18 protein-coding genes, 1 tRNA gene and 2 pseudogenes are annotated in these 17,194 nt (G+C 68.5%); 10 read left to right on the top strand and 11 right to left on the bottom strand.

The genetic code is table 11. The annotated features are described in order from the left end of the window. Positions 1 to 79 precede the first annotated feature (79 nt). Positions 80 to 550, bottom strand: a complete 471-nt coding sequence (gene ruvX, locus DJ019_RS03885; RefSeq protein ID WP_111274645.1) for a Holliday junction resolvase RuvX — start codon at positions 548 to 550, stop codon at positions 80 to 82. A 70-nt stretch (positions 551 to 620) separates the two neighbouring features. Between ruvX and gatC the strand changes: the two genes are divergently transcribed. Beyond that, positions 621 to 908, top strand: a complete 288-nt coding sequence (gatC, locus tag DJ019_RS03880; RefSeq protein ID WP_111274644.1) for an Asp-tRNA(Asn)/Glu-tRNA(Gln) amidotransferase subunit GatC — start codon at positions 621 to 623, stop codon at positions 906 to 908. A 2-nt stretch (positions 909 to 910) separates the two neighbouring features. Further along, positions 911 to 2,383: an Asp-tRNA(Asn)/Glu-tRNA(Gln) amidotransferase subunit GatA gene (gatA, locus tag DJ019_RS03875; RefSeq protein ID WP_111274643.1), complete on the top strand. Its 1,473-nt coding sequence runs from the start codon at positions 911 to 913 to the stop codon at positions 2,381 to 2,383. A 60-nt stretch (positions 2,384 to 2,443) separates the two neighbouring features. Here the strand turns inward: gatA and DJ019_RS03870 are convergent, their stop codons facing one another. Further along, positions 2,444 to 2,749, bottom strand: coding sequence for a hypothetical protein (locus tag DJ019_RS03870; RefSeq protein ID WP_111274642.1), 306 nt, complete (start codon positions 2,747 to 2,749; stop codon positions 2,444 to 2,446). 132 nt (positions 2,750 to 2,881) lie between these two features. Here DJ019_RS03870 and gatB point away from each other — a divergent pair, with 132 nt between their 5' ends. Beyond that, a complete protein-coding gene (gatB, locus tag DJ019_RS03865; RefSeq protein WP_111274641.1) occupies positions 2,882 to 4,381 on the top strand; it encodes an Asp-tRNA(Asn)/Glu-tRNA(Gln) amidotransferase subunit GatB in 1,500 nt (499 codons plus the stop codon). 3 nt (positions 4,382 to 4,384) lie between these two features. On the opposite strand, the gene DJ019_RS03860 is transcribed toward gatB, so the two are convergent. Then, a complete protein-coding gene (locus DJ019_RS03860; protein ID WP_165843888.1) occupies positions 4,385 to 4,834 on the bottom strand; it encodes an RcnB family protein in 450 nt (149 codons plus the stop codon). A 217-nt stretch (positions 4,835 to 5,051) separates the two neighbouring features. Between DJ019_RS03860 and DJ019_RS03855 the strand changes: the two genes are divergently transcribed. Both DJ019_RS03855 and DJ019_RS03850 read left to right on the top strand, forming a co-directional pair. Then, positions 5,052 to 5,324, top strand: coding sequence for a sel1 repeat family protein (locus DJ019_RS03855; protein WP_111274639.1), 273 nt, complete (start codon positions 5,052 to 5,054; stop codon positions 5,322 to 5,324). Positions 5,325 to 5,440: 116 nt separating this feature from the next. Then, positions 5,441 to 5,986, top strand: coding sequence for an FxDxF family PEP-CTERM protein (locus DJ019_RS03850; protein ID WP_111274638.1), 546 nt, complete (start codon positions 5,441 to 5,443; stop codon positions 5,984 to 5,986). 68 nt (positions 5,987 to 6,054) lie between these two features. On the opposite strand, the gene DJ019_RS20895 is transcribed toward DJ019_RS03850, so the two are convergent. The 4 genes and pseudogenes from DJ019_RS20895 to DJ019_RS03840 all read right to left on the bottom strand — a co-directional run. Beyond that, a complete protein-coding gene (locus tag DJ019_RS20895; protein WP_165843887.1) occupies positions 6,055 to 6,231 on the bottom strand; it encodes a hypothetical protein in 177 nt (58 codons plus the stop codon). A 105-nt stretch (positions 6,232 to 6,336) separates the two neighbouring features. Beyond that, positions 6,337 to 6,426 (bottom strand) — tRNA-Ser (locus DJ019_RS03845). A gap of 190 nt (positions 6,427 to 6,616) precedes the next feature. Beyond that, a pseudogene (locus tag DJ019_RS21635) lies at positions 6,617 to 6,709 on the bottom strand (PEPxxWA-CTERM sorting domain-containing protein); the annotation flags it as partial. 81 nt (positions 6,710 to 6,790) lie between these two features. Next, positions 6,791 to 7,822: pseudogene (locus DJ019_RS03840) on the bottom strand (NF038122 family metalloprotease); the annotation flags it as partial. A gap of 285 nt (positions 7,823 to 8,107) precedes the next feature. Between DJ019_RS03840 and DJ019_RS03835 the strand changes: the two are divergent. The 3 genes from DJ019_RS03835 to DJ019_RS03825 all read left to right on the top strand — a co-directional run bounded on the left by DJ019_RS03835 (position 8,108) and on the right by DJ019_RS03825 (position 10,812). Next, positions 8,108 to 8,677, top strand: coding sequence for a histidine phosphatase family protein (locus DJ019_RS03835; protein WP_165843886.1), 570 nt, complete (start codon positions 8,108 to 8,110; stop codon positions 8,675 to 8,677). A gap of 77 nt (positions 8,678 to 8,754) precedes the next feature. Next, on the top strand, positions 8,755 to 10,248 hold the full coding sequence (locus DJ019_RS03830; protein WP_111274635.1) for a flavin-containing monooxygenase: 1,494 nt from the start codon (positions 8,755 to 8,757) through the stop codon (positions 10,246 to 10,248). A gap of 60 nt (positions 10,249 to 10,308) precedes the next feature. Continuing rightward, positions 10,309 to 10,812 (top strand): hypothetical protein, encoded by a 504-nt coding sequence (locus tag DJ019_RS03825; RefSeq protein ID WP_111274634.1) that lies wholly within the window; start codon positions 10,309 to 10,311, stop codon positions 10,810 to 10,812. On the opposite strand, the gene DJ019_RS03820 is transcribed toward DJ019_RS03825, so the two are convergent. Then, a complete protein-coding gene (locus tag DJ019_RS03820) occupies positions 10,809 to 11,036 on the bottom strand; it encodes a hypothetical protein (RefSeq protein ID WP_111274633.1) in 228 nt (75 codons plus the stop codon). The genes DJ019_RS03825 and DJ019_RS03820 overlap by 4 nt on opposite strands. A gap of 102 nt (positions 11,037 to 11,138) precedes the next feature. Between DJ019_RS03820 and DJ019_RS03815 the strand changes: the two genes are divergently transcribed. Next, complete coding sequence (locus DJ019_RS03815) at positions 11,139 to 11,753, top strand: glutathione S-transferase family protein (protein WP_111274632.1); 615 nt, start codon at positions 11,139 to 11,141, stop codon at positions 11,751 to 11,753. Here the strand turns inward: DJ019_RS03815 and DJ019_RS03810 are convergent. Then, positions 11,750 to 13,309, bottom strand: a complete 1,560-nt coding sequence (locus tag DJ019_RS03810) for a long-chain-fatty-acid--CoA ligase (RefSeq protein WP_111274631.1) — start codon at positions 13,307 to 13,309, stop codon at positions 11,750 to 11,752. The two genes, DJ019_RS03815 and DJ019_RS03810, sit on opposite strands and share 4 nt — an antisense overlap. A gap of 402 nt (positions 13,310 to 13,711) precedes the next feature. Continuing rightward, positions 13,712 to 14,251: a sigma-70 family RNA polymerase sigma factor gene (locus DJ019_RS03805; RefSeq protein ID WP_111274630.1), complete on the bottom strand. Its 540-nt coding sequence runs from the start codon at positions 14,249 to 14,251 to the stop codon at positions 13,712 to 13,714. A 248-nt stretch (positions 14,252 to 14,499) separates the two neighbouring features. On the opposite strand from DJ019_RS03805, the gene egtB reads away from it, so the two are divergent. Then, complete coding sequence (egtB, locus tag DJ019_RS03800) at positions 14,500 to 16,725, top strand: ergothioneine biosynthesis protein EgtB (protein ID WP_111274629.1); 2,226 nt, start codon at positions 14,500 to 14,502, stop codon at positions 16,723 to 16,725. 45 nt (positions 16,726 to 16,770) lie between these two features. Here the strand turns inward: egtB and DJ019_RS03795 are convergent, their stop codons facing one another. Then, entirely contained in the window at positions 16,771 to 16,983 is a 213-nt protein-coding gene (locus DJ019_RS03795; protein WP_111274628.1) for a con-10 family general stress protein, read from the bottom strand. Between the last annotated feature and the right edge of the window lie 211 nt (positions 16,984 to 17,194).

The raw sequence follows: 17,194 nt of genomic DNA, 5'->3' as shown, positions 1-17,194 counted from the left end.
CTCGCCCCGCAAGCCAAGCGTGGGAAGGATCAATCCCCAACTTCATGGACGCGGGATGTGACGTCCCCTCAGGCCGACGTCAGCCGTTCCGCAGCCGGTCCAGCGCGCCCTGCAGGATCCAGGCGGCGGCGGCCTTGTCGACCACCTCGGCCCGGCGGGCGCGGCTCACGTCCGCCTCGCCGATCAGCATGCGGTTGACCGCCATCGAGCTCATCCGCTCGTCCCAGAAGGCGATGGGCAGCTCGGGCCTGAGGCGCAGCAGGTTGCGGGCGAAGGCGCGGCTGGACTGGCAGCGCGGCCCCTCCGTCCCGTCCATGTTCACCGGCAGGCCGACGACGATCCCGGCCGCGCCGCGGCTCTCCATCAGGCGGAAGAGCGCGTTGGCGTCGTCGGTGAACTTGGCCTTGCGGATCGTCTCCAGGGGCGAGGCGATCATCCGCGTGGCGTCCGACACCGCCACCCCAATGGTCTTCTCCCCCAGGTCCAGGCCGACGACCGGGGCGTAGGCGGGCAGGGCGGCGGGGAGGTCGGCGAGATCCAGGACGGGCATTGGCGACCCTATAGCTTGCAAAGAAGGGCCCCGCACGGCTAACCCACGCCTTCGAACAACGGAGGGCCCCATGGCCATCGACGCCGCGACCGTGCGCAAGGTTGCGAGGCTGGCGCGCATCGCCGAGCCTGAGGACAGACTGGAGCCGCTGGCTAAGGAGCTTTCGGGCATCCTGAACTGGATCGAGCAGCTGAACGAGGTCGACACCAACGGCGTCGAGCCGATGACGACGTCCGTGGCCACGACCCTGCCGATGCGGGACGACGTCGTCACGGACGGCGGCGATCCGGCCAAGGTGCTCGCCAACGCGCCCAAGTCCGCCAAGGACTTCTTCGTCGTGCCGAAGGTGGTGGAATAGCCATGTCCGACCTCACCGGCCTGACCCTGAAGGCCGCCCTCGACGGGCTGGCCGCCAAGAGCTTCTCCTCTGAGGAGATCACCCGGGCGCACCTGGAGGCCGTCGAGGCCGCCCGCGCGCTGAACGCCTATGTCGTCGAGACGCCCGAGAAGGCGCTGGACATGGCCCGCGCCTCCGACGCCCGCCGGGCGAAGGGCGAGGCCGGCCCGCTGGACGGCGCGCCGCTCGGCATCAAGGACCTGTTCTGCACCGAGGGCGTGGAATCCACCGCCGCCTCCAAGATCCTGCGCGGCTTCAAGCCCACCTACGAGAGCACGGTCACGTCCAACCTCTGGCGCGACGGCGCCGTGATGCTGGGCAAGCTCAACATGGACGAGTTCGCCATGGGCTCGTCGAACGAGACCTCGGCCTGGGGGCCGGTGGCGAACCCGTGGCGGGCGGAGGGCGGTAACGCCAACCTCACCCCCGGCGGGTCGTCCGGCGGCTCGGCGGCGGCTGTGGCCGCGGAGCTCTGCCTGGGGGCCACGGCCACCGACACGGGCGGCTCGATCCGCCAGCCGGCGGCCTTCACAGGCACCGTGGGCATCAAGCCGACCTACGGCCGCTGCTCGCGCTGGGGCATCGTCGCCTTCGCCTCGTCCCTGGACCAGGCCGGGCCGATGGCGCGGACCGTCGAGGACACCGCCATCCTGCTGCGCTCCATGTGCGGCCACGACCCCAAGGATTCCACCAGCCTGCCGGTCGAGACCCCGGACTTCGCCAGCTTCTGCGGCAAGTCGGTGAAGGGCCTGCGGGTCGGCATCCCCAAGGAATACCGGGTCGACGGCATGCCGGCCGAGATCGAGAAGCTCTGGGAGCAGGGCATCGCCTGGCTGAAGGAGGCCGGCTGCGAGATCGTCGAGGTCAGCCTGCCGCACACCAAGTACGCCCTGCCGGCCTACTACATCATCGCCCCGGCCGAGGCCTCGTCGAACCTCGCCCGCTATGACGGCATGCGCTACGGCCTGCGCGTCGACGGCGCGAACCTCACCGAGACCTACGAGAACACCCGCGCCGAGGGCTTCGGCGCCGAGGTGAAGCGCCGCATCCTGATCGGCACCTATGTGCTGTCGGCCGGCTACTACGACGCCTACTACCTCAAGGCGCTCAAGGTGCGCCGCCGCATCGCCGACGACTTCGACCAGGCCTGGGAGAAGGTCGACGCCTTGCTCACGCCGACCGCGCCGTCGGCGGCCTTTGCCCTGGGCCAGAAGTCGGACGATCCGGTGGCGATGTATCTGAACGACATCTTCACGGTGACGGTGAACCTCGCCGGCCTGCCGGGCATGAGCGTTCCGGCTGGTCTTGACGCCCAGGGCCTGCCGCTGGGCCTGCAGCTCATCGGCCGTAACCTGGACGAGGGCACGCTGTTCTCGCTGGGCAGCGCCATCGAGAAGGCCGCGGACTTCAAGGCCAAGCCGAAGAAGTGGTGGTGACCTGAAACAGAAACGCCCGCCGGTCCGGCGGGCGTTTCGCTATTCTGACTGTTCGACCGCCTACAGCTTGTCGAACTCGGCCTGGATTTCCTTCAGCTTCGCGTCGTCGATGGCGCCCTGGCTCATCGGCGCGATCTGCGTCAGCGTCATGGTGGCGATCTGGTCGTAGAATTGCGGGATCTGCGGGATCGCCTTCTCGAGGGCTTCCTTGGCCTTCTCGTTCTTGATGATCTCGCCGATCGGCGTGGATTCCACCGACAGCTTGCCTGCGGCGGCGGCCGGGGCGTGGTTGGCGTGGTCCTGCGCGAAAGCCGGCGCGGACACCGCGGCCACGGCGAGCGCGGCGGCGATAGCGATAGTCTTCATCTGGGTGTTCCTCATTCCCCGGTCTGAGCGCCGTTAAGACGCGCGCAAGCTTGAGGCCAATTTGGGGCGATTTCGCAAGAGGGCGCGTGCGCCGGCTTCCGATTTCCGACGGAGAGCGGTAGGACCCCGCTCATGAACGACGTCGCCAACACCAAGCTGATCCAGGGCCGGACCGGCCCCTGGGAGATCGTCCTCGGGCTGGAGGTCCACGCCCAGGTGGCCTCCAACGCCAAGCTGTTCTCGGGAGCGGCCGTCGGCTTCGGCGCCGGACCGAACGCCCAGGTCAGTCTGGTCGACGCGGCCATGCCGGGCATGCTGCCGGTCATCAATCGTCATTGCGTCGAGCAGGCGATCAAGACCGGCCTGGGCCTGAAGGCGCAGATCAACGAACGGTCGCGCTTCGACCGGAAGAACTACTTCTACCCCGACCTGCCGCAGGGCTATCAGATCAGCCAGTTCAAGGACCCGATCGTGGGCGAGGGCGAAGTCATCGTCGAGCGCGACGACGGTTCGACCTTCACCGTGCGGATCGAGCGGCTGCACCTGGAGCAGGACGCGGGCAAGAGCCTGCACGACCAGGACCCCAACTTCACCTACGTCGACCTCAACCGGGCCGGCACCGCGCTGATGGAGATCGTCTCGCGGCCCGACATGCGCTCCTCCGAGGAGGCCGCCGCCTACGTCAAGAAGCTCAGGACCATCCTGATCTATCTCGGCACCTGCGACGGGGACATGGAGAAAGGCAACCTGCGGGCCGACGTGAACGTCTCGGTCTGCCGCCCGGGCGCCTACGAGAAGTACCGCGCCACCGGCGACTTCGGCCATCTCGGCACCCGCTGCGAGATCAAGAACGTCAACTCGTTCCGCTTCATGCAGCAGGCGATCGAGTACGAGGCCCGCCGCCAGATCGAGATCATCGAGGACGGCGGCAAGGTCGATCAGGAGACCCGCCTGTTCGACCCGAACAAGGTCGAGACGCGGTCCATGCGCTCGAAGGAAGAGGCGCACGACTACCGCTACTTCCCCGATCCGGACCTCTTGCCGCTGGAGCTGGATCCGGCGTGGATCAAGCAGATCGAGGCCGGCCTGCCCGAACTGCCCGACGCCAAGAAGGCGCGCCTGCAGTCGCAGTACGGCCTGTCGTCCTACGACGCCGGCGTGCTGATCGCCGAGCAGGCCAAGGCCGACTTCTACGAGGCCGCCGCCAAGGGGCGTGACGCCAAGCTGGTGGCCAACTGGGTGACCAACGACCTCGCCGCCAAGCTTTCGGCCGGCGGGATCGATATCGCGGACTCGCCCATCAAGCCGTCCGCCATCGCGGAGCTGGTCCAGCTCATCGAGGAGGGGGTCATCTCCTCCAAGATCGCCAAGGACGTCTTCGAACGGATGTGGGCCGGCGAGGGCGCGGCCGGCGAGATCGTCGAGAAGCAGGGCCTGAAGCAGGTCAGCGACACTGGCGCGCTCGAGAAGATCATCGACGACCTGATCGCCGCCAATCCCGGCCAGGCCTCCGCGGTGAAGGAGAAGCCGCAGGCCATCGGCTGGTTCGTGGGCCAGGTGATGAAGGCGACGGGCGGCAAGGCCAACCCGGGCGCGGTCAATCAGCTCCTGAAGGCCAAGCTCGGTCTCTGAGGTCTACCGGACGCGGTCGAAGATCTGGCCGTCGTCCAGGGAGATCAGCGCGAACCCGTCGCCCATGCGCACCCACGCATAGCCGTGGGGCGGCGGCCGCAGGCGGTAGCGGCGGTAGTCCTCGACCACGGCCCCCCGGTAGCTGTCGGGCGCGAAACCTCGCCGGCGCGCGGACGGGTTCCGCTCCTCGTCCCACCGCTCGCGCTGGCCGCCGTATCGCGGCGCATCGTTGTCCCAGCGCCGCCCGCGGTCCTCGCGGCGCTCATAGCCAAGCGCGGGGCGCGTATCGCGCGGGCGCTCCTCCCGTCGGCGCTCCTCGCCGCGTGGGCGATCTGGACCGCGCTCCTGGCGCTCCGCCCCGCGGCCCCGGCCCTGCGCCCAGGCCGTTTCGTCCAGCGGGATCGCCGTCGCAAGGCTGGCCACGGCGGCCATCATGAGGATCAGCCGTTTCATCTTGCCGCTCATCCTGCGCCGGGTCGCCTGAACTCTCCCTGAACGCAGGGCTGTGCTTTCTGGGTAACCTTACTGCGGCGCGATGTCCCACCAGGGGAAACCTGTCGATTCGACAACGGCGGTCTTAACCATGTGTTCAACTGAAGCTTGGTTTCCTGCGCTCGTAGATCGGTGACGGGCTCGAAAAGCGAGCCGGCCGGTCAGAGGACTGAAGACCATGCTGGCGAGCATCGACACGAAGTGTGATGGCCTGCCGCTGCCGACTCCGGACGCGACGGGCGATGAGCTGTTCCGTATGGGGCTGCTTTATTCCACGGGCCAGGGCGGCGCGCCGCTCGACTACGTTTCGGCCCACATGCTGTTCAACCTGGCTGCGATGCGCGGCTCGGTGGAGGCCAAGGTCTACCGCAAGGAGCTGGCCCACGAGATGGCCTCGGACGAGGTCGCCGAGGCCCAGCGCCAGGCCCGTCAGTGGCTCGCCCAAGGCTGACCTGACCGCCGAAGCCATGTGCCCGGCGCGCGTCGCCGGGCGGTCTCGGCTTGGCGGAACCAATTGTGGCGCCTTTTTGTTGAGCGGCCAGGGACACCCCTTGGAGGCTCTTCTCAGTGAAAAAGTACGCTTTCGCCGTGACCGCGGCAGCGGCCGCGCTTGTGGCTTCGTCGGTATCCGCGGCGACCTATTTCAACGTCGGCCCCGTCGGCGCGGACGGCGGCTTCACCGTCGTCTTCGGCAACCTCGGCATCAATACGCCGACGTTCGACGACCAGTTCACCTTCACCGTCCCGGGCGGTCCCGATGGGACTGCGGACTTCTCGGTCAGCTCGACCATGAGCGCCGACAGCCAGAACATCCAGTTCTCGAGCGTCACGTTCGATGGGATGGCTTTCCAGATCGAGACCAACGGCTGGAACGAGAGCCGCTTCCTCAATGATGTCGATGTCCTGGCGGGCCAGAGCTACACCCTGCGCCTGATCGGCAAGGCCGGTGTGGACGGCGCTTCGCCCAATGCGTCCTACAGCGGCGTGGTCACTTTCGCGCCTGTCGCCGGGGTCGTCCCCGAACCGGGGACCTGGGCCCTGATGATCGCCGGCTTCGGCGGCGCGGGCGCCGTGCTGCGTCGCCGCCGCCATCAGGTCGCTGTCGCGGCCTGACCTCAAGGCTGACAGCATCATGCGCGCCTCGGCCCTCAGGGCCGGGGCGCGTTCTTTTTGGGCGGTGCTCAGCCCCGTTCGATGTGACGAAGCCCTGTCGGGCTGCGCGCGGAGGTCACGGCGCGCGTGGCGCCCGGCTTCGGCATGGCGCCCGTTCCGCTCCAGAGGCTCGCCGCGAGCAGGAGAACCACGAAGAGGGCGAACTCGGCGATGATCAGGAAGAGGAAGGGATGAATCGCGGACATCGGAGGGCTCCTTGATCGGAACCACGATGAACGGTCCGTCGCCTCGGCGAAATTCGGGAGCGTCCCCTACGTAGCGGCCCGGAGCAGGCCCTCAGGGGAGGGAAGTGGCGGTGACGGAGGGATTCGAACCCTCGATACCCTTTCGAGTATGACGATTTAGCAAACCGTTGCCTTCAGCCACTCGGCCACGTCACCAGTTGTTTTTGTTCGGGTTTTCTCCCGGCCCGTCCATCGTCTGCAGGCGTTGCGCGCCCAGCGGCCGAAGCAGGACGCTCTCCATAGCGAAAGAGGTCGCCGGGGGCAACGTGGGCGGTCCGTCTGCGGCGTCCGGGCATGAAAAAAGCCCCGGCCAGGGCCGGGGCTTTCCTCGTCATGACGCCGTGGCTCAGGCCGCGACCACTCGGCGGCGGCGGATGGCGGAACCCGCCGCGCCGAAGCCCAGGATCATCAGCGCCCAGGTCCCCGGCTCGGGCACCTGCGCGGCGAACTGCGAGCGGATCTGGGCCGTGTCGATGCGGTAGTCGCCGTTGTCGAGACCGCTGACGAAGTTCCAGCCGATCGCGTCGAACATCGCGATGTCCGTGCCCGTCACCGCCGCGGTGCGGCCGCCGCACAGGTAGGGGTTCATGATGCCGATGAAGTCGTTGCAGGTGTTGTTCGCCCCCCAGTGCGAGGCCTGCCAGCCGTCGCCGTGGAAGTCGCCCTCGGACAGTTCGCTGCGCCCGAAGAGCTCGCTGGCGCCGCGGTCGATCGAGAAATAGGCGTCCGCGCCCGGACGCCAGTCGAGCCGCGCCTGGCCGTCGAAGTCCGTCGAGTAGCGGAACAGGTCCATGGCGTAGCCCCAGTAGTCGTCGTTCACCGGGTAGTCCTGGCCATAGACCGAGCACAGCGGCCCGTTGGGGCAGCCAAGATAGTCGTAGTCGTCCGCGCCGCTCAGGAACCCGAGAGTGTGACCCATCTCGTGGATCGCCACGCCGATGAAGTCGTACGAGCCCGCCGCGATCCCGTCGTTGGGATTGAAGTCGAAGGCGAAGGTCGAGCTGAAGCGGATCGTCCCGTCCGCCTGGCTGGGGTCTGTGGTCAGGCCCAGCGCCTTGGCGTTCGCCGCCGAGACGGCCAGGGCGATGTTGTTGAACGAGCCGTCGTTGTCGAGCACGGCGGTGGTGTTGTCGATGCCGAGCTGATTGACCGGATCCATATAGCCCGGCGTCACCACCTCGACCGCGCCCAGGCCGAAGAGACCCGGCGTGGTGGGCGCGAGGCCGCCCGAGACCACCTGCTGGTCGACGCTCGAGGCGCTGGCGCCGGCGGCGATGCGCGACTGCACGCTGTCGAGGGAATAGATGTTCAGCGTGCTGTTGGCCCCGCCCAGGATGTTGGGGCCAAGGGCGGAGAAGCCGACGTTCAGGTTCACGGTGACGTCGTTGGTGATCACGCTCTGCCAATACAGGGCGGCGACCTTGAAGCCCTTCTCGGCCTGCGAGCCGGTGACTCCCCCGATGTCGTTCAGATTGATGACCAGCGCGCTCGCCGGCGTGGATGCAACTGTGGCGAGCAACGCTGCCGCCGCGGCCGAAGCCTTCAATTTCATGGTGAACTGACCCCAAGCAACGCGTCCCCACGACGCGCCAGACGGCGAGGACGTCACCCGCGTAATGTTACGTCAACCATAAATCGAGAAATACGCCTTGGAGGGGAATCGGCTCTCCGATTTCCCCGCTGAGGCGACGGATTTTATCCGCTCCGAAGCGACCGGCAGGCCGGTATCCGGCCAATCGACGCTTGCCTGCCGCCGGGTCGCCCTGACAGCCTGAATCGAGGGATGGAACAGACCTGCCGCCGAGGTGGCGGATGTGTCGATTCGGGGGCCGAGCCGGTGGAACTCATTCTGATTCGCCACGGCTTGCCCGAGCGGCGGGACGACACGTCGGATCCGCCGCTCTCCGACCGGGGGCATGACCAGGCGCGCCGCGTCGCCGCTTGGCTGGAAGCCGAGCCGATCCACGCCGTCTACGCCTCCACGATGCTGCGGGCCCGACAGACGGCCGAGCCGTTCGCCGCCAGGGCGGGCCACCAGGTGACCTGCCACGACGGGATCTGCGAGTTCGATCGGGAGTCGGGCGCCTACATCCCCATGGAGACGCTCAAGCGCGAGGACCGCGCCGCCTGGTTGCGGATGGCCACGGGCGAGCACAGCGTCGATATCGGGACGTTCCAGAAGGCCGTGGTCGACACTCTGGATGGCATCATCGACGCCCATCCGGGCCAGCGCGTGGCGGTGTTCTGCCACGGCGGCGTCATCAACGTCTGGAGCGCCCACGTGCTGGGCATGCCGGCGCGCCTGTTCTTCGAGCCGGACTACACCTCCATCCACCGCTTCATGTGCGCGCGCACCGGACAGCGGAACGTCCTGGCGCTCAACGAGCGGGCCCACCTGCGCGCCTGACGCGGCGGCAAGATCGAGGCTGGTATCTGATCGACGTTCAGTTATACCTGCGCCCACAACCTGGGGGCGGGACGAACATGGCGGCAGCCGAACATTTCGACGTGGTGATCGTGGGCGCGGGCCTGTCTGGCGTGGGCGCGGGGTATCACCTGAAGACGGCGTGCCCGGACCGCAGCTATGTGATCCTGGAAGGTCGCGACGCCATCGGCGGCACCTGGGACCTGTTCCGCTACCCGGGGATCCGCTCGGACAGCGACATGTACACCCTGGGCTACGCCTTCAAGCCCTGGACCGAGGCCAAGGCCATCGCCGACGGTCCGTCGATCCTGAAGTACGTGCGCGAGACCGCCACGGAGAACGGCATCGACCGCCACATCCGCTACAACCACCTGGTGAAGCGGGCCTCATGGTCCACCGAGGACGCCGCCTGGACCGTCGAGGCCGAGGTCGGTGGCGAGGTTCGGCGGTTCACCTGCAGCTTCCTGTTCCTGTGCGGCGGCTACTACTCGTACGAGGGCGGCTATACGCCCGAGTTCCCGGGCGCCGAGAGCTTCAAGGGCGTGATCGCGCACCCCCAGAAGTGGCCCCAGGGCCTCGACTATTCGGGCAAGAAGGTCGTCGTGATCGGGTCCGGCGCGACCGCCGTGACGCTCGTGCCCGAGATGTCCAGGACCGCGGGCCACGTCACCATGCTGCAGCGCTCGCCGACCTATGTGGTCTCGCGGCCCGCCGAGGACGCGTTCGCCAACTGGCTGCGCAAGGTGCTGCCGGGCAAGCTGGCCTACGACATCGTCCGTTGGCGCAACGTGCTGTTCGGCATGTACTTCTTCCGCGTCGCCCGGGAGAAGCCCGACCAGGTGAAGAAGCGGATCATCGGCATGGTCCGCGAGCAGCTCGGCCCGGACTACGACGTCGAGACCCACTTCACGCCCAGCTACAATCCCTGGGACCAGCGGCTCTGCCTGGTGCCCGACGCCGACATGTTCCAGCAGATCCGGTCGGGGCGCGCCTCGGTCGTCACCGATCACATCGAGCGCTTCACGGAGAAGGGCATCCTTCTGAAGTCGGGGCAGGAGCTGGAAGCGGACGTCGTCGTCACCGCCACCGGCCTCGTCCTGGAGGTCTGGAACGGCGTCGAGATCAGCGTCGACGGCCGCAGGATCGATGCCTCCACCACGCTCAGCTACAAGGGCATGATGTACGAGGGCGTGCCGAACCTCGCCTCCGCGTTCGGCTACACCAATGCGTCCTGGACGCTGAAGTGCGACCTGACGTGCGAGTACGTCTGCCGCCTGCTGAACCACATGAAGCGCACGGGCCTGCGCCAGGCCACGCCGGTCAACGACGACCCCACGGTCACCTTCGAGCCGTGGCTCGACTTCTCGTCGGGCTACGTCCAGCGGGCCATGGCGAAGTTCCCCAAGCAGGGGAACAAGACCCCGTGGAAGCTATATCAGAACTACGCCATGGACCTGATGAGCCTGCGCTACGCCAAGCTCGACGATGGGGTCCTGCGGTTCACCAATCCCGCGGGGCAGGGCGCTCGCACACCGGAGAAGCTGGCCGCCTGACGGCTTGACGTACGTATGTAATTTTGCTCCGAGTTACGTTCGTAATTCGGAGTTCAGCCTGTGCCGTCGCGCCGCCGGGACGCCTTTCGCGTCCGCCATCCGCTGGAGCGCATTCCCCGCGCCGCCTGGCCGTTCCTCATCGCCGGGCTTCTCGTGGCGAGCGGCTGGTACCTATCCCGGAACTACATGGCCCTGCGCGACGCCCGGGTTCGCGACTATGAGGCCTGGCAGATCGAGGGATCGGCCTGTCCGGTGATCGGCGAGGCCGAGTTCCTCCGCGGCCGCGGCCGGGGACCCCGTCACTTCGCCTATGGCGGCGTGGACTTCTTCCGGCGTCACGGCCACGTCTCCTGTGCGCCGATCTACTATGACCAGGGACGTTCGAGCCGCTTCTATCCGGTGTGCCAGTTCACCAGCCCGGGGGACCTGCTGGTCCGGGTGGACGGGCGCGACTGGTATTTCCGGCCGGGGCCGGGCCAGCCTGCGACGGTCTCGGTCGCGCACGGTCAGGCTCGCTGCGTCATGGCCTCGAACTTCACAATCGAGAGCGAGATGGCGCGCTAGCTGGCGTAGCAGTCGGCCGCCGGCCGCTCGACCGGGACCGGCGCCTCGGCGCCGCCCGCGCCGCCCGGCGGGCGGCGGGAGGTGACGAAGTGGCCCCACTCGGGGGGCGGGTATCGACCGGGACGCGCCTTGGGCCGCGAGGGCAGAGCCTTCAGGCGCGACAGGAGATCCTCAAGGCTCTCGTCCGAGCCCGTCAGATCCTGGCGGAAACTGCGCTCTTCCATGGGCCGACGTTATACGCTCTTCGGGCGAGTGATTCTACCCTGCGGGGAACGCGGGTATGCCAAGCGGCGCTCACGAAGCCGCGATCATGGAGGACGACCAAAGTGAAGCTTTACACCTCGATCGGGCCCAATCCGCGGGTCGTGAACATGTTCCTGGCCGAGAAGGGCGCCAGCGTCGACCGTGTCGAGGTGGACCTGCGCGGGGGCGAGAACCGTCGCGAGCCGTATCTGAAGGTGAACCCCGCCGGCCAGACGCCCGCTCTGGAACTCGACGGCGGCGCCTGCGTCACCGAAATCACCGCCATCTGCGAGTACCTGGAGGAAAAGTTCCCCAGCCCCGCCCTGATCGGCACGACGCCCGAGGAACGCGCCGAGACCCGCATGTGGACCCGCCGCGTCGATCTGAAGGTCTGCGAGCCGATGGCCAACGGCTTCCGGTTCGGCGAAGGCCTGCCGATGTTCGAGAGCCGCATGCGCTGCCTGCCCGACTCCGCGCCGGGCCTGAAGGCCATCGCCCAGGACGGCGTCGCCTGGGTGGACGCCAACCTCAAGGGCCCGTGGCTCTGCGGCGACCGCTTCACCCTGGCCGACATCCTGCTGTTCGCCTTCCTCGACTTCGGGGCGATGGTCGGCCAGCCGCTCGATCCGCAGTACGCCAAGGTCGGCGATTGGTTCGCACGCGTGAAGGCGCGGCCCAGCGCGGCGGCCTCGGCCTAACCGACCTTGCGGTCGCGGCCCTCCCAGTAGGGCTTGCGCAGCTCGCGCCGCAGCACCTTGCCGGACGGATTGCGGGGCAGGGCGTCGATGAAGTCCACGCTCTTCGGCGCCTTGTAGGCCGCGATCCGCTGGCGGGCCCAGGCGATGATGGCGGCCGGATCCGGGCTCGCTCCGGCGGCCGGCACGACGATGGCCTTCACCGCCTCGCCCCACTTGTCGTCCGGCACGCCGATCACCGCCGCGTCCGCGACGCCCGGGCAGCCCAGGATCGCGTTCTCCACCTCGGCCGGATAGACGTTCTCGCCGCCCGACACGATCATGTCCTTCACCCGGTCGTGGACGAAGAAGAAGCCGCCTTCGTCCATGTAGCCGGCGTCGCCGGTGCGCAGCCATCCGTCGGGCCGGATGGTCTCGGCCGTGGCGTCGGGTCGGTTCCAATAGCCGGCCATGACGATCGGTCCGCGGATCTCGATCTCGCCGATTTCTCCCGCCGGCAGGGTGTTCCCGGCCTCGTCCGCGATGCGCGTCTCCAGCGTCGGCCAGGGCCGCCCGCACGACCGCAGCAGCTCGCCCCGATGATCGGCCGGCGCCAGAGTGGTTCCCGCGCCAGTGGTCTCGGTCATGCCGTAGAACTGGATGAAGCCGCAGCCGAAGGTCTGCGTCGCCTTGGCCAGCACGGCTTCCGAGATCGGCGAGGCGCCGTACGAAACCGTCTTCAGGCTCGAGAAGTCGGCGTCCTCGACCCCAGGCGTCTGGAGCAGGGCGTTGATCATCACCGGCGCCAGGAAGACGTGGTTGATCCGTTCGGCGCCGAAGGCCTGCAGCACGGTCGCCGGCGCGAACTCGGCCTGGAGGACCAGTCGTCCGCCGGAGGCCAGCCCGGCGAAGCTGATGTTCGTTCCCGCCACGTGGAACAGCGGCATCAGGATCAGCACGGTGTCGTCGGCGTCGTAGGAGAAGCCCTCCACCAGGTGGCGAAGCTGCAGGAAGGCCGAGTAGTTCGCGTTGGTCAGCCGCACGCCCTTGGGCAGGCCGGTGGTGCCGGAGGTGTAGAGCTGCAGCACGTCGTCCTCGGCCTGGGGCTCCACGAGCGTCGGGGCGGGTGCGGTGTCGCGCAGGGCGGCGTAGCTCTCGAAGCTCGGATGCTCGCCGCCCACGGCGATCACCCGCATCGGGTGGTGGATGTGCTGCACGACCGGCTCGGCGGCGGCGAAGAACTCGGGCGAGACGAAGAAGACGCTGGCGCCGGAGTCCTTCACGATGAAGGCGATCTCGGGCACGGCCAGCCGCGCATTGATCGGCGCGAGGCAGGCCCGCGCCTTCGCCACGCCGAAGAAGATCTCGTACCAGGCCTCTGAAGGGCGCCCCAGCCAGGCCACGCGATCGCCGGGTTTCACCCCCATCGCCTGGAGGAACCCGGCCACCTGGTCCGATCGCCGGTCGAGTTCGGCGTAGGTGAGATCGCGCCCCTCGAACGAGACCGCCACACGGTCGCCGCGCGTGCGGCCGTGCGCCCGCGCGATGTCGATCAAAAGCCGAATGGGATCCTCGGTCATGCCTGCCCTGTCACGTTTCCTGTCGCGGGCGTGTCTCCGCCCGTCGACGCCTTGCTAGAGCGCGTTCCGCAAAAGTGGGAACCGGTTTTGCGGTCAGAACGCGCTCAAACCTTTGATTTAGAGCCTTTTCATCCCGTTCAAACGATACCGTTTGAACGGGAAAGGCTCTAGCAGGCCCGAATGCCCGATGGGAGGTCAAGGCCGGGGTAGGGGCGGATGCGCCGTCGCTTGTCGCGCCGGCGCGCGCTGGGGCATGGTGTCGGCCGGGGGGCGACATGGCGCGGGGAAAACGAACGGACAGGCTCGATGCGGCGCTGAAGGCCGCGTTTCTGCGCCTGGAGAAGCGGCCGCTGCCCGAGCATCTGCAGCTGGTCGTCGACCAGCTGAAGGATCCGGACGAGGTCAGGCCGATCCCATCGCCGCCATCGACTCCAGAGCCATGACGTCGTTGGCGTCCTCGGCGTCCATGATCTTCAGCAGCCGCGAGCGGGCCCGGTTCACCCGGCTCTTGATGGTGCCCAGCGCGCAGCCGCAGATCTCCGCCGCTTCCTCGTAGGACAGGCCCGCGGCGCCGACGAGGATCAGGGCCTCGCGGTGTTCGTCGGGAAGCTGCTGGAGCGCGGCCTGCAGCGACCGCATGGCCATGCTCCAGTCCTGGGTCGGCGGCGTCTTGAGGGCGCCGGCGTACTCACCCTGTTCGTCGCGAACCTCGCGGCGGCGGCGGAGCATGTTCGTGTAGTAGGTGTTGCGCAGGATCGTGAACAGCCAGGCCCTGAGGTTGGTGCCCGGCTCGAACTTGTCGCGGTTCGACCAGGCCTTGATCAGGGTGTCCTGGACGAGGTCGTCGGCGTCCGAGCCGTTGTGGCTGAGCGACCATGCGAAGGCCCGGAGCGCGGGGATCAGGCCCACGACCTCGTCGCGCCAGCTTGTCGGGGAACCCATACCAAACCCTTTGCACTGACGCCCGGCCACCCGCCGGCCGCACGCCTCTCCACCAGCGGTGGTCTCAACGCAGCCGGATGGCGAGTGTTCCCGTCGTCCACAGGCAGTGGGAACTGGCCCTGGGCGGCGGCGTTCGTTTTGCTCGACTGCTGCCAGGGTCTTCTCCGAACCCTGTTGCGATGTTCTTGTTTCGTGCCCATCTTGCCGGGCGGAAGCCGTGGGGATCGCGGCTGGAGAGGGACCATTCCATGCGCATCGATCGCCCCCACGACCAGGAGCGCCCGCTTGCGCAGACGGCCGCCCACGAGCGCCTGGCGCGTTATCGCGCCGTGCGCCGCGCCACCGAGGCCCTCATCCGCTCGCTGACCCCGGAGGACATGGGCGCCCAGTCGATGCCGGACGCCAGCCCCACCAAGTGGCACCTGGCCCACACCACCTGGTTCTTCGAGACCTTCATGCTGACGCCGGGCCTTCCTGGCTATCGGGTGTTCGACCCTCGCTTCGGATACCTCTTCAACTCCTACTACGAGGCCGAGGGGCCCAGGCAGCCGCGTCCGGCGCGGGGTCTGATCACCCGCCCGTCCATCGCCGACGTCCTTGCCTATCGGGCGCATGTGGACGCCGCCATGGAGCGATTGCTGACGGCCGCGGGCGAGGGGCCGCTCGAGCTCCTCGACCTCGGCCTGGCGCACGAGGAGCAGCATCAGGAGTTGATCCTGATGGACATCCTCCACCTCTTCGCCCAGTCGCCGCTGTCTCCCGCCTTCGCGCCGCCGCGGCCGCCGCTGGCGAGCGTTCCGACGCCCCCGCTGGCGTACGTGGAATTCGCCGGCGGCCTCGTGCAGATGGGCCACGACTCCGGCCCAGGGGCGCCCTTCGCCTTCGACAACGAAGGTCCCCGGCATCGCGTCTGGCTGGAGCCGTTCCGCCTCGCGGACCGCCTCGTGACCAATGGCGAGTGGCTGCGGTTCATGGCCGACGGCGGGTATGAACGCCCGGAGTTCTGGCTGTCGGACGGCTGGGCGATGGCCCGGGCCGAGGGCTGGCGGGCGCCGTTCTACTGGCGCGAGTCGCCGGACGGCTGGCGGGTCATGGGCCTCACGGGCCTGCGGCCGCTGGATCCCGCCCAGCCGGTCAGCCACGTCAGCTACTACGAGGCCGACGCCTACGCCGCCTGGGCCGGCGCGCGGCTTCCCACCGAGGCGGAATGGGAGCACGCCGCGTCATCGGTTCCGATCGAGGGCAATTTCGCGGGCTCGGGGCGGCTCTGCGCGCAACCGGCGCCTGCCGGCGAGGGTCTGCGCCAGATGTTCGGCGACCTCTGGGAATGGACGCGCAGCGCCTATCTGCCCTACCCGGGGTTCCGCCCGGCGGCGGGGGCGGTCGGCGAGTACAACGGCAAGTTCATGTCGGGCCAGTTCGTGCTGCGCGGCGGTTGCTGCGCCACGCCGGCCGGGCATGTGCGCCGCACCTACCGCAACTTCTTCTATCCGCAGCAGCGCTGGATGTTCTCGGGCGTCCGCCTGGCCATGGACGGCGCGGGCGAGGGCGATGCGCCGTCGGAGTTCGAGGCCGATGTGAAGGCCGGGCTCGCGCGGCCCCGCAAGTCGATCCCGCCCAAGCACTTCTACGACGCCGAGGGCTCGCGGCTGTTCGAGGCGATCACGGAGCTGCCGGAGTACTATCCCACCCGTACGGAGGTGGCTTTGCTGCGCCGCTCGGCGGACGAGATCGCCCGCCTGATCCCGGACGGAGCCGCGCTGGTGGAGTTCGGCAGCGGCGCCAGCACCAAGACCCGCATCCTCCTCGACGCCGCGCCGCAGGTCGCCGTCTATGCGCCGATCGATATCAGCGCCTCCGCGCTCGACGCGGCCGCGGCCTCGATCCGCGCGGACTATCCCGGCCTCCGCGTCGCGCCGCTGCGCGACGACTTCACCAGCGCCCTGCGCCTGCCCGCCGAGGCGGAGGGGGCACCGGTGGTGGGCTTCTTTCCCGGCTCGACCATCGGCAACTTCACGCGTGACGAGGCGCGCGCCTTCCTCGAGGCCGCCCACCGGCTGCTGGGGCCGGGCGCCGCCTTCATCGTCGGGATCGACCTGGTGAAGGACGAGGCGAGCCTGGTGGCCGCCTACGATGACGCTCAAGGCGTCACGGCGGCCTTCAACAGGAACCTGCTGACCCGGATAAACCGCGAGCTGGGCGGGGATTTCGATCTCTCGGCGTTCGAGCATCGGGCCGTCTGGAACGCCCGGGAAAGCCGGATCGAGATGCATCTGGTGAGCGCCAGGCCCCAGTCGGTGCGGGTCGCTGGCGAGACCTACCGGTTCGACGCCGGAGAGACGATCCACACCGAGAACTCGCACAAGTTCACGGTCGATGGGTTCGCCGCCCTGGCGGGGCAGGCGGGCTGGCGGCTGGAGCAGGCATGGCAAAGCGGCGAACCTGCGTTCGCCTTGGTTCTGCTGCGGGGATAGGGCGCTGACGGCGACGGTGGCCCCCCAACCACCGTGCCTCGGGGTCTACTCTTCGCGGCCGCGCGTGCGACCGCCGCCGCGTGAGGCTTCGCCACCCTTGCGGCCGGCGGAGGCGGCGAGGTCGCGGTCCTTGGCGAAGCTGCGCTTCTCGCCGGGCACGCTGGCGCCGCCCTTGCGGGCGATCTCGCGACGGCGTTCGGGGTTCATCGCGGCGAAGCCGCGTCGGGCGCGGGGCTTGCCAGTTTCGGCGGTGGGCATTGAGGGGCTCTCCTCATGGGTCGGCGAGGTCTGGGGAGGTCGCGGGGACCCTGGCCGACCGCTCGCCGGCGGTGGCTGGGACGGGCGGCGCCGCGTCGCGCCGCGAAGGGTGGCGTGTCGTCTGCGTCGGGGGTCTCCAACTCGGACAGCGCATCCCGCGATGGGGCTTGCGGTGAGGCTAACCCCTGAAGGCCGGTCAAGGTTGCGTGGC

Source organism: Phenylobacterium kunshanense, from assembly GCF_003254525.1.
GTDB lineage: Bacteria > Pseudomonadota > Alphaproteobacteria > Caulobacterales > Caulobacteraceae > Phenylobacterium > Phenylobacterium kunshanense.
This window is presented reverse-complemented; position numbering and strand designations above follow the sequence as displayed.

Coding starts and splice junctions, on each gene's coding strand:
- ruvX (WP_111274645.1), bottom strand. CDS start 550: ATGCCCGTCCTGGATCTCGCCGACCTCCCCGCCGCCCTGCCCGCCTAC.
- gatC (WP_111274644.1), top strand. CDS start 621: ATGGCCATCGACGCCGCGACCGTGCGCAAGGTTGCGAGGCTGGCGCGC.
- gatA (WP_111274643.1), top strand. CDS start 911: ATGTCCGACCTCACCGGCCTGACCCTGAAGGCCGCCCTCGACGGGCTG.
- DJ019_RS03870 (WP_111274642.1), bottom strand. CDS start 2,749: ATGAAGACTATCGCTATCGCCGCCGCGCTCGCCGTGGCCGCGGTGTCC.
- gatB (WP_111274641.1), top strand. CDS start 2,882: ATGAACGACGTCGCCAACACCAAGCTGATCCAGGGCCGGACCGGCCCC.
- DJ019_RS03860 (WP_165843888.1), bottom strand. CDS start 4,834: ATGAAACGGCTGATCCTCATGATGGCCGCCGTGGCCAGCCTTGCGACG.
- DJ019_RS03855 (WP_111274639.1), top strand. CDS start 5,052: ATGCTGGCGAGCATCGACACGAAGTGTGATGGCCTGCCGCTGCCGACT.
- DJ019_RS20895 (WP_165843887.1), bottom strand. CDS start 6,231: ATGTCCGCGATTCATCCCTTCCTCTTCCTGATCATCGCCGAGTTCGCC.
- DJ019_RS03830 (WP_111274635.1), top strand. CDS start 8,755: ATGGCGGCAGCCGAACATTTCGACGTGGTGATCGTGGGCGCGGGCCTG.
- DJ019_RS03820 (WP_111274633.1), bottom strand. CDS start 11,036: ATGGAAGAGCGCAGTTTCCGCCAGGATCTGACGGGCTCGGACGAGAGC.
- DJ019_RS03810 (WP_111274631.1), bottom strand. CDS start 13,309: ATGACCGAGGATCCCATTCGGCTTTTGATCGACATCGCGCGGGCGCAC.
- DJ019_RS03805 (WP_111274630.1), bottom strand. CDS start 14,251: ATGGGTTCCCCGACAAGCTGGCGCGACGAGGTCGTGGGCCTGATCCCC.
- egtB (WP_111274629.1), top strand. CDS start 14,500: ATGCGCATCGATCGCCCCCACGACCAGGAGCGCCCGCTTGCGCAGACG.
- DJ019_RS03795 (WP_111274628.1), bottom strand. CDS start 16,983: ATGCCCACCGCCGAAACTGGCAAGCCCCGCGCCCGACGCGGCTTCGCC.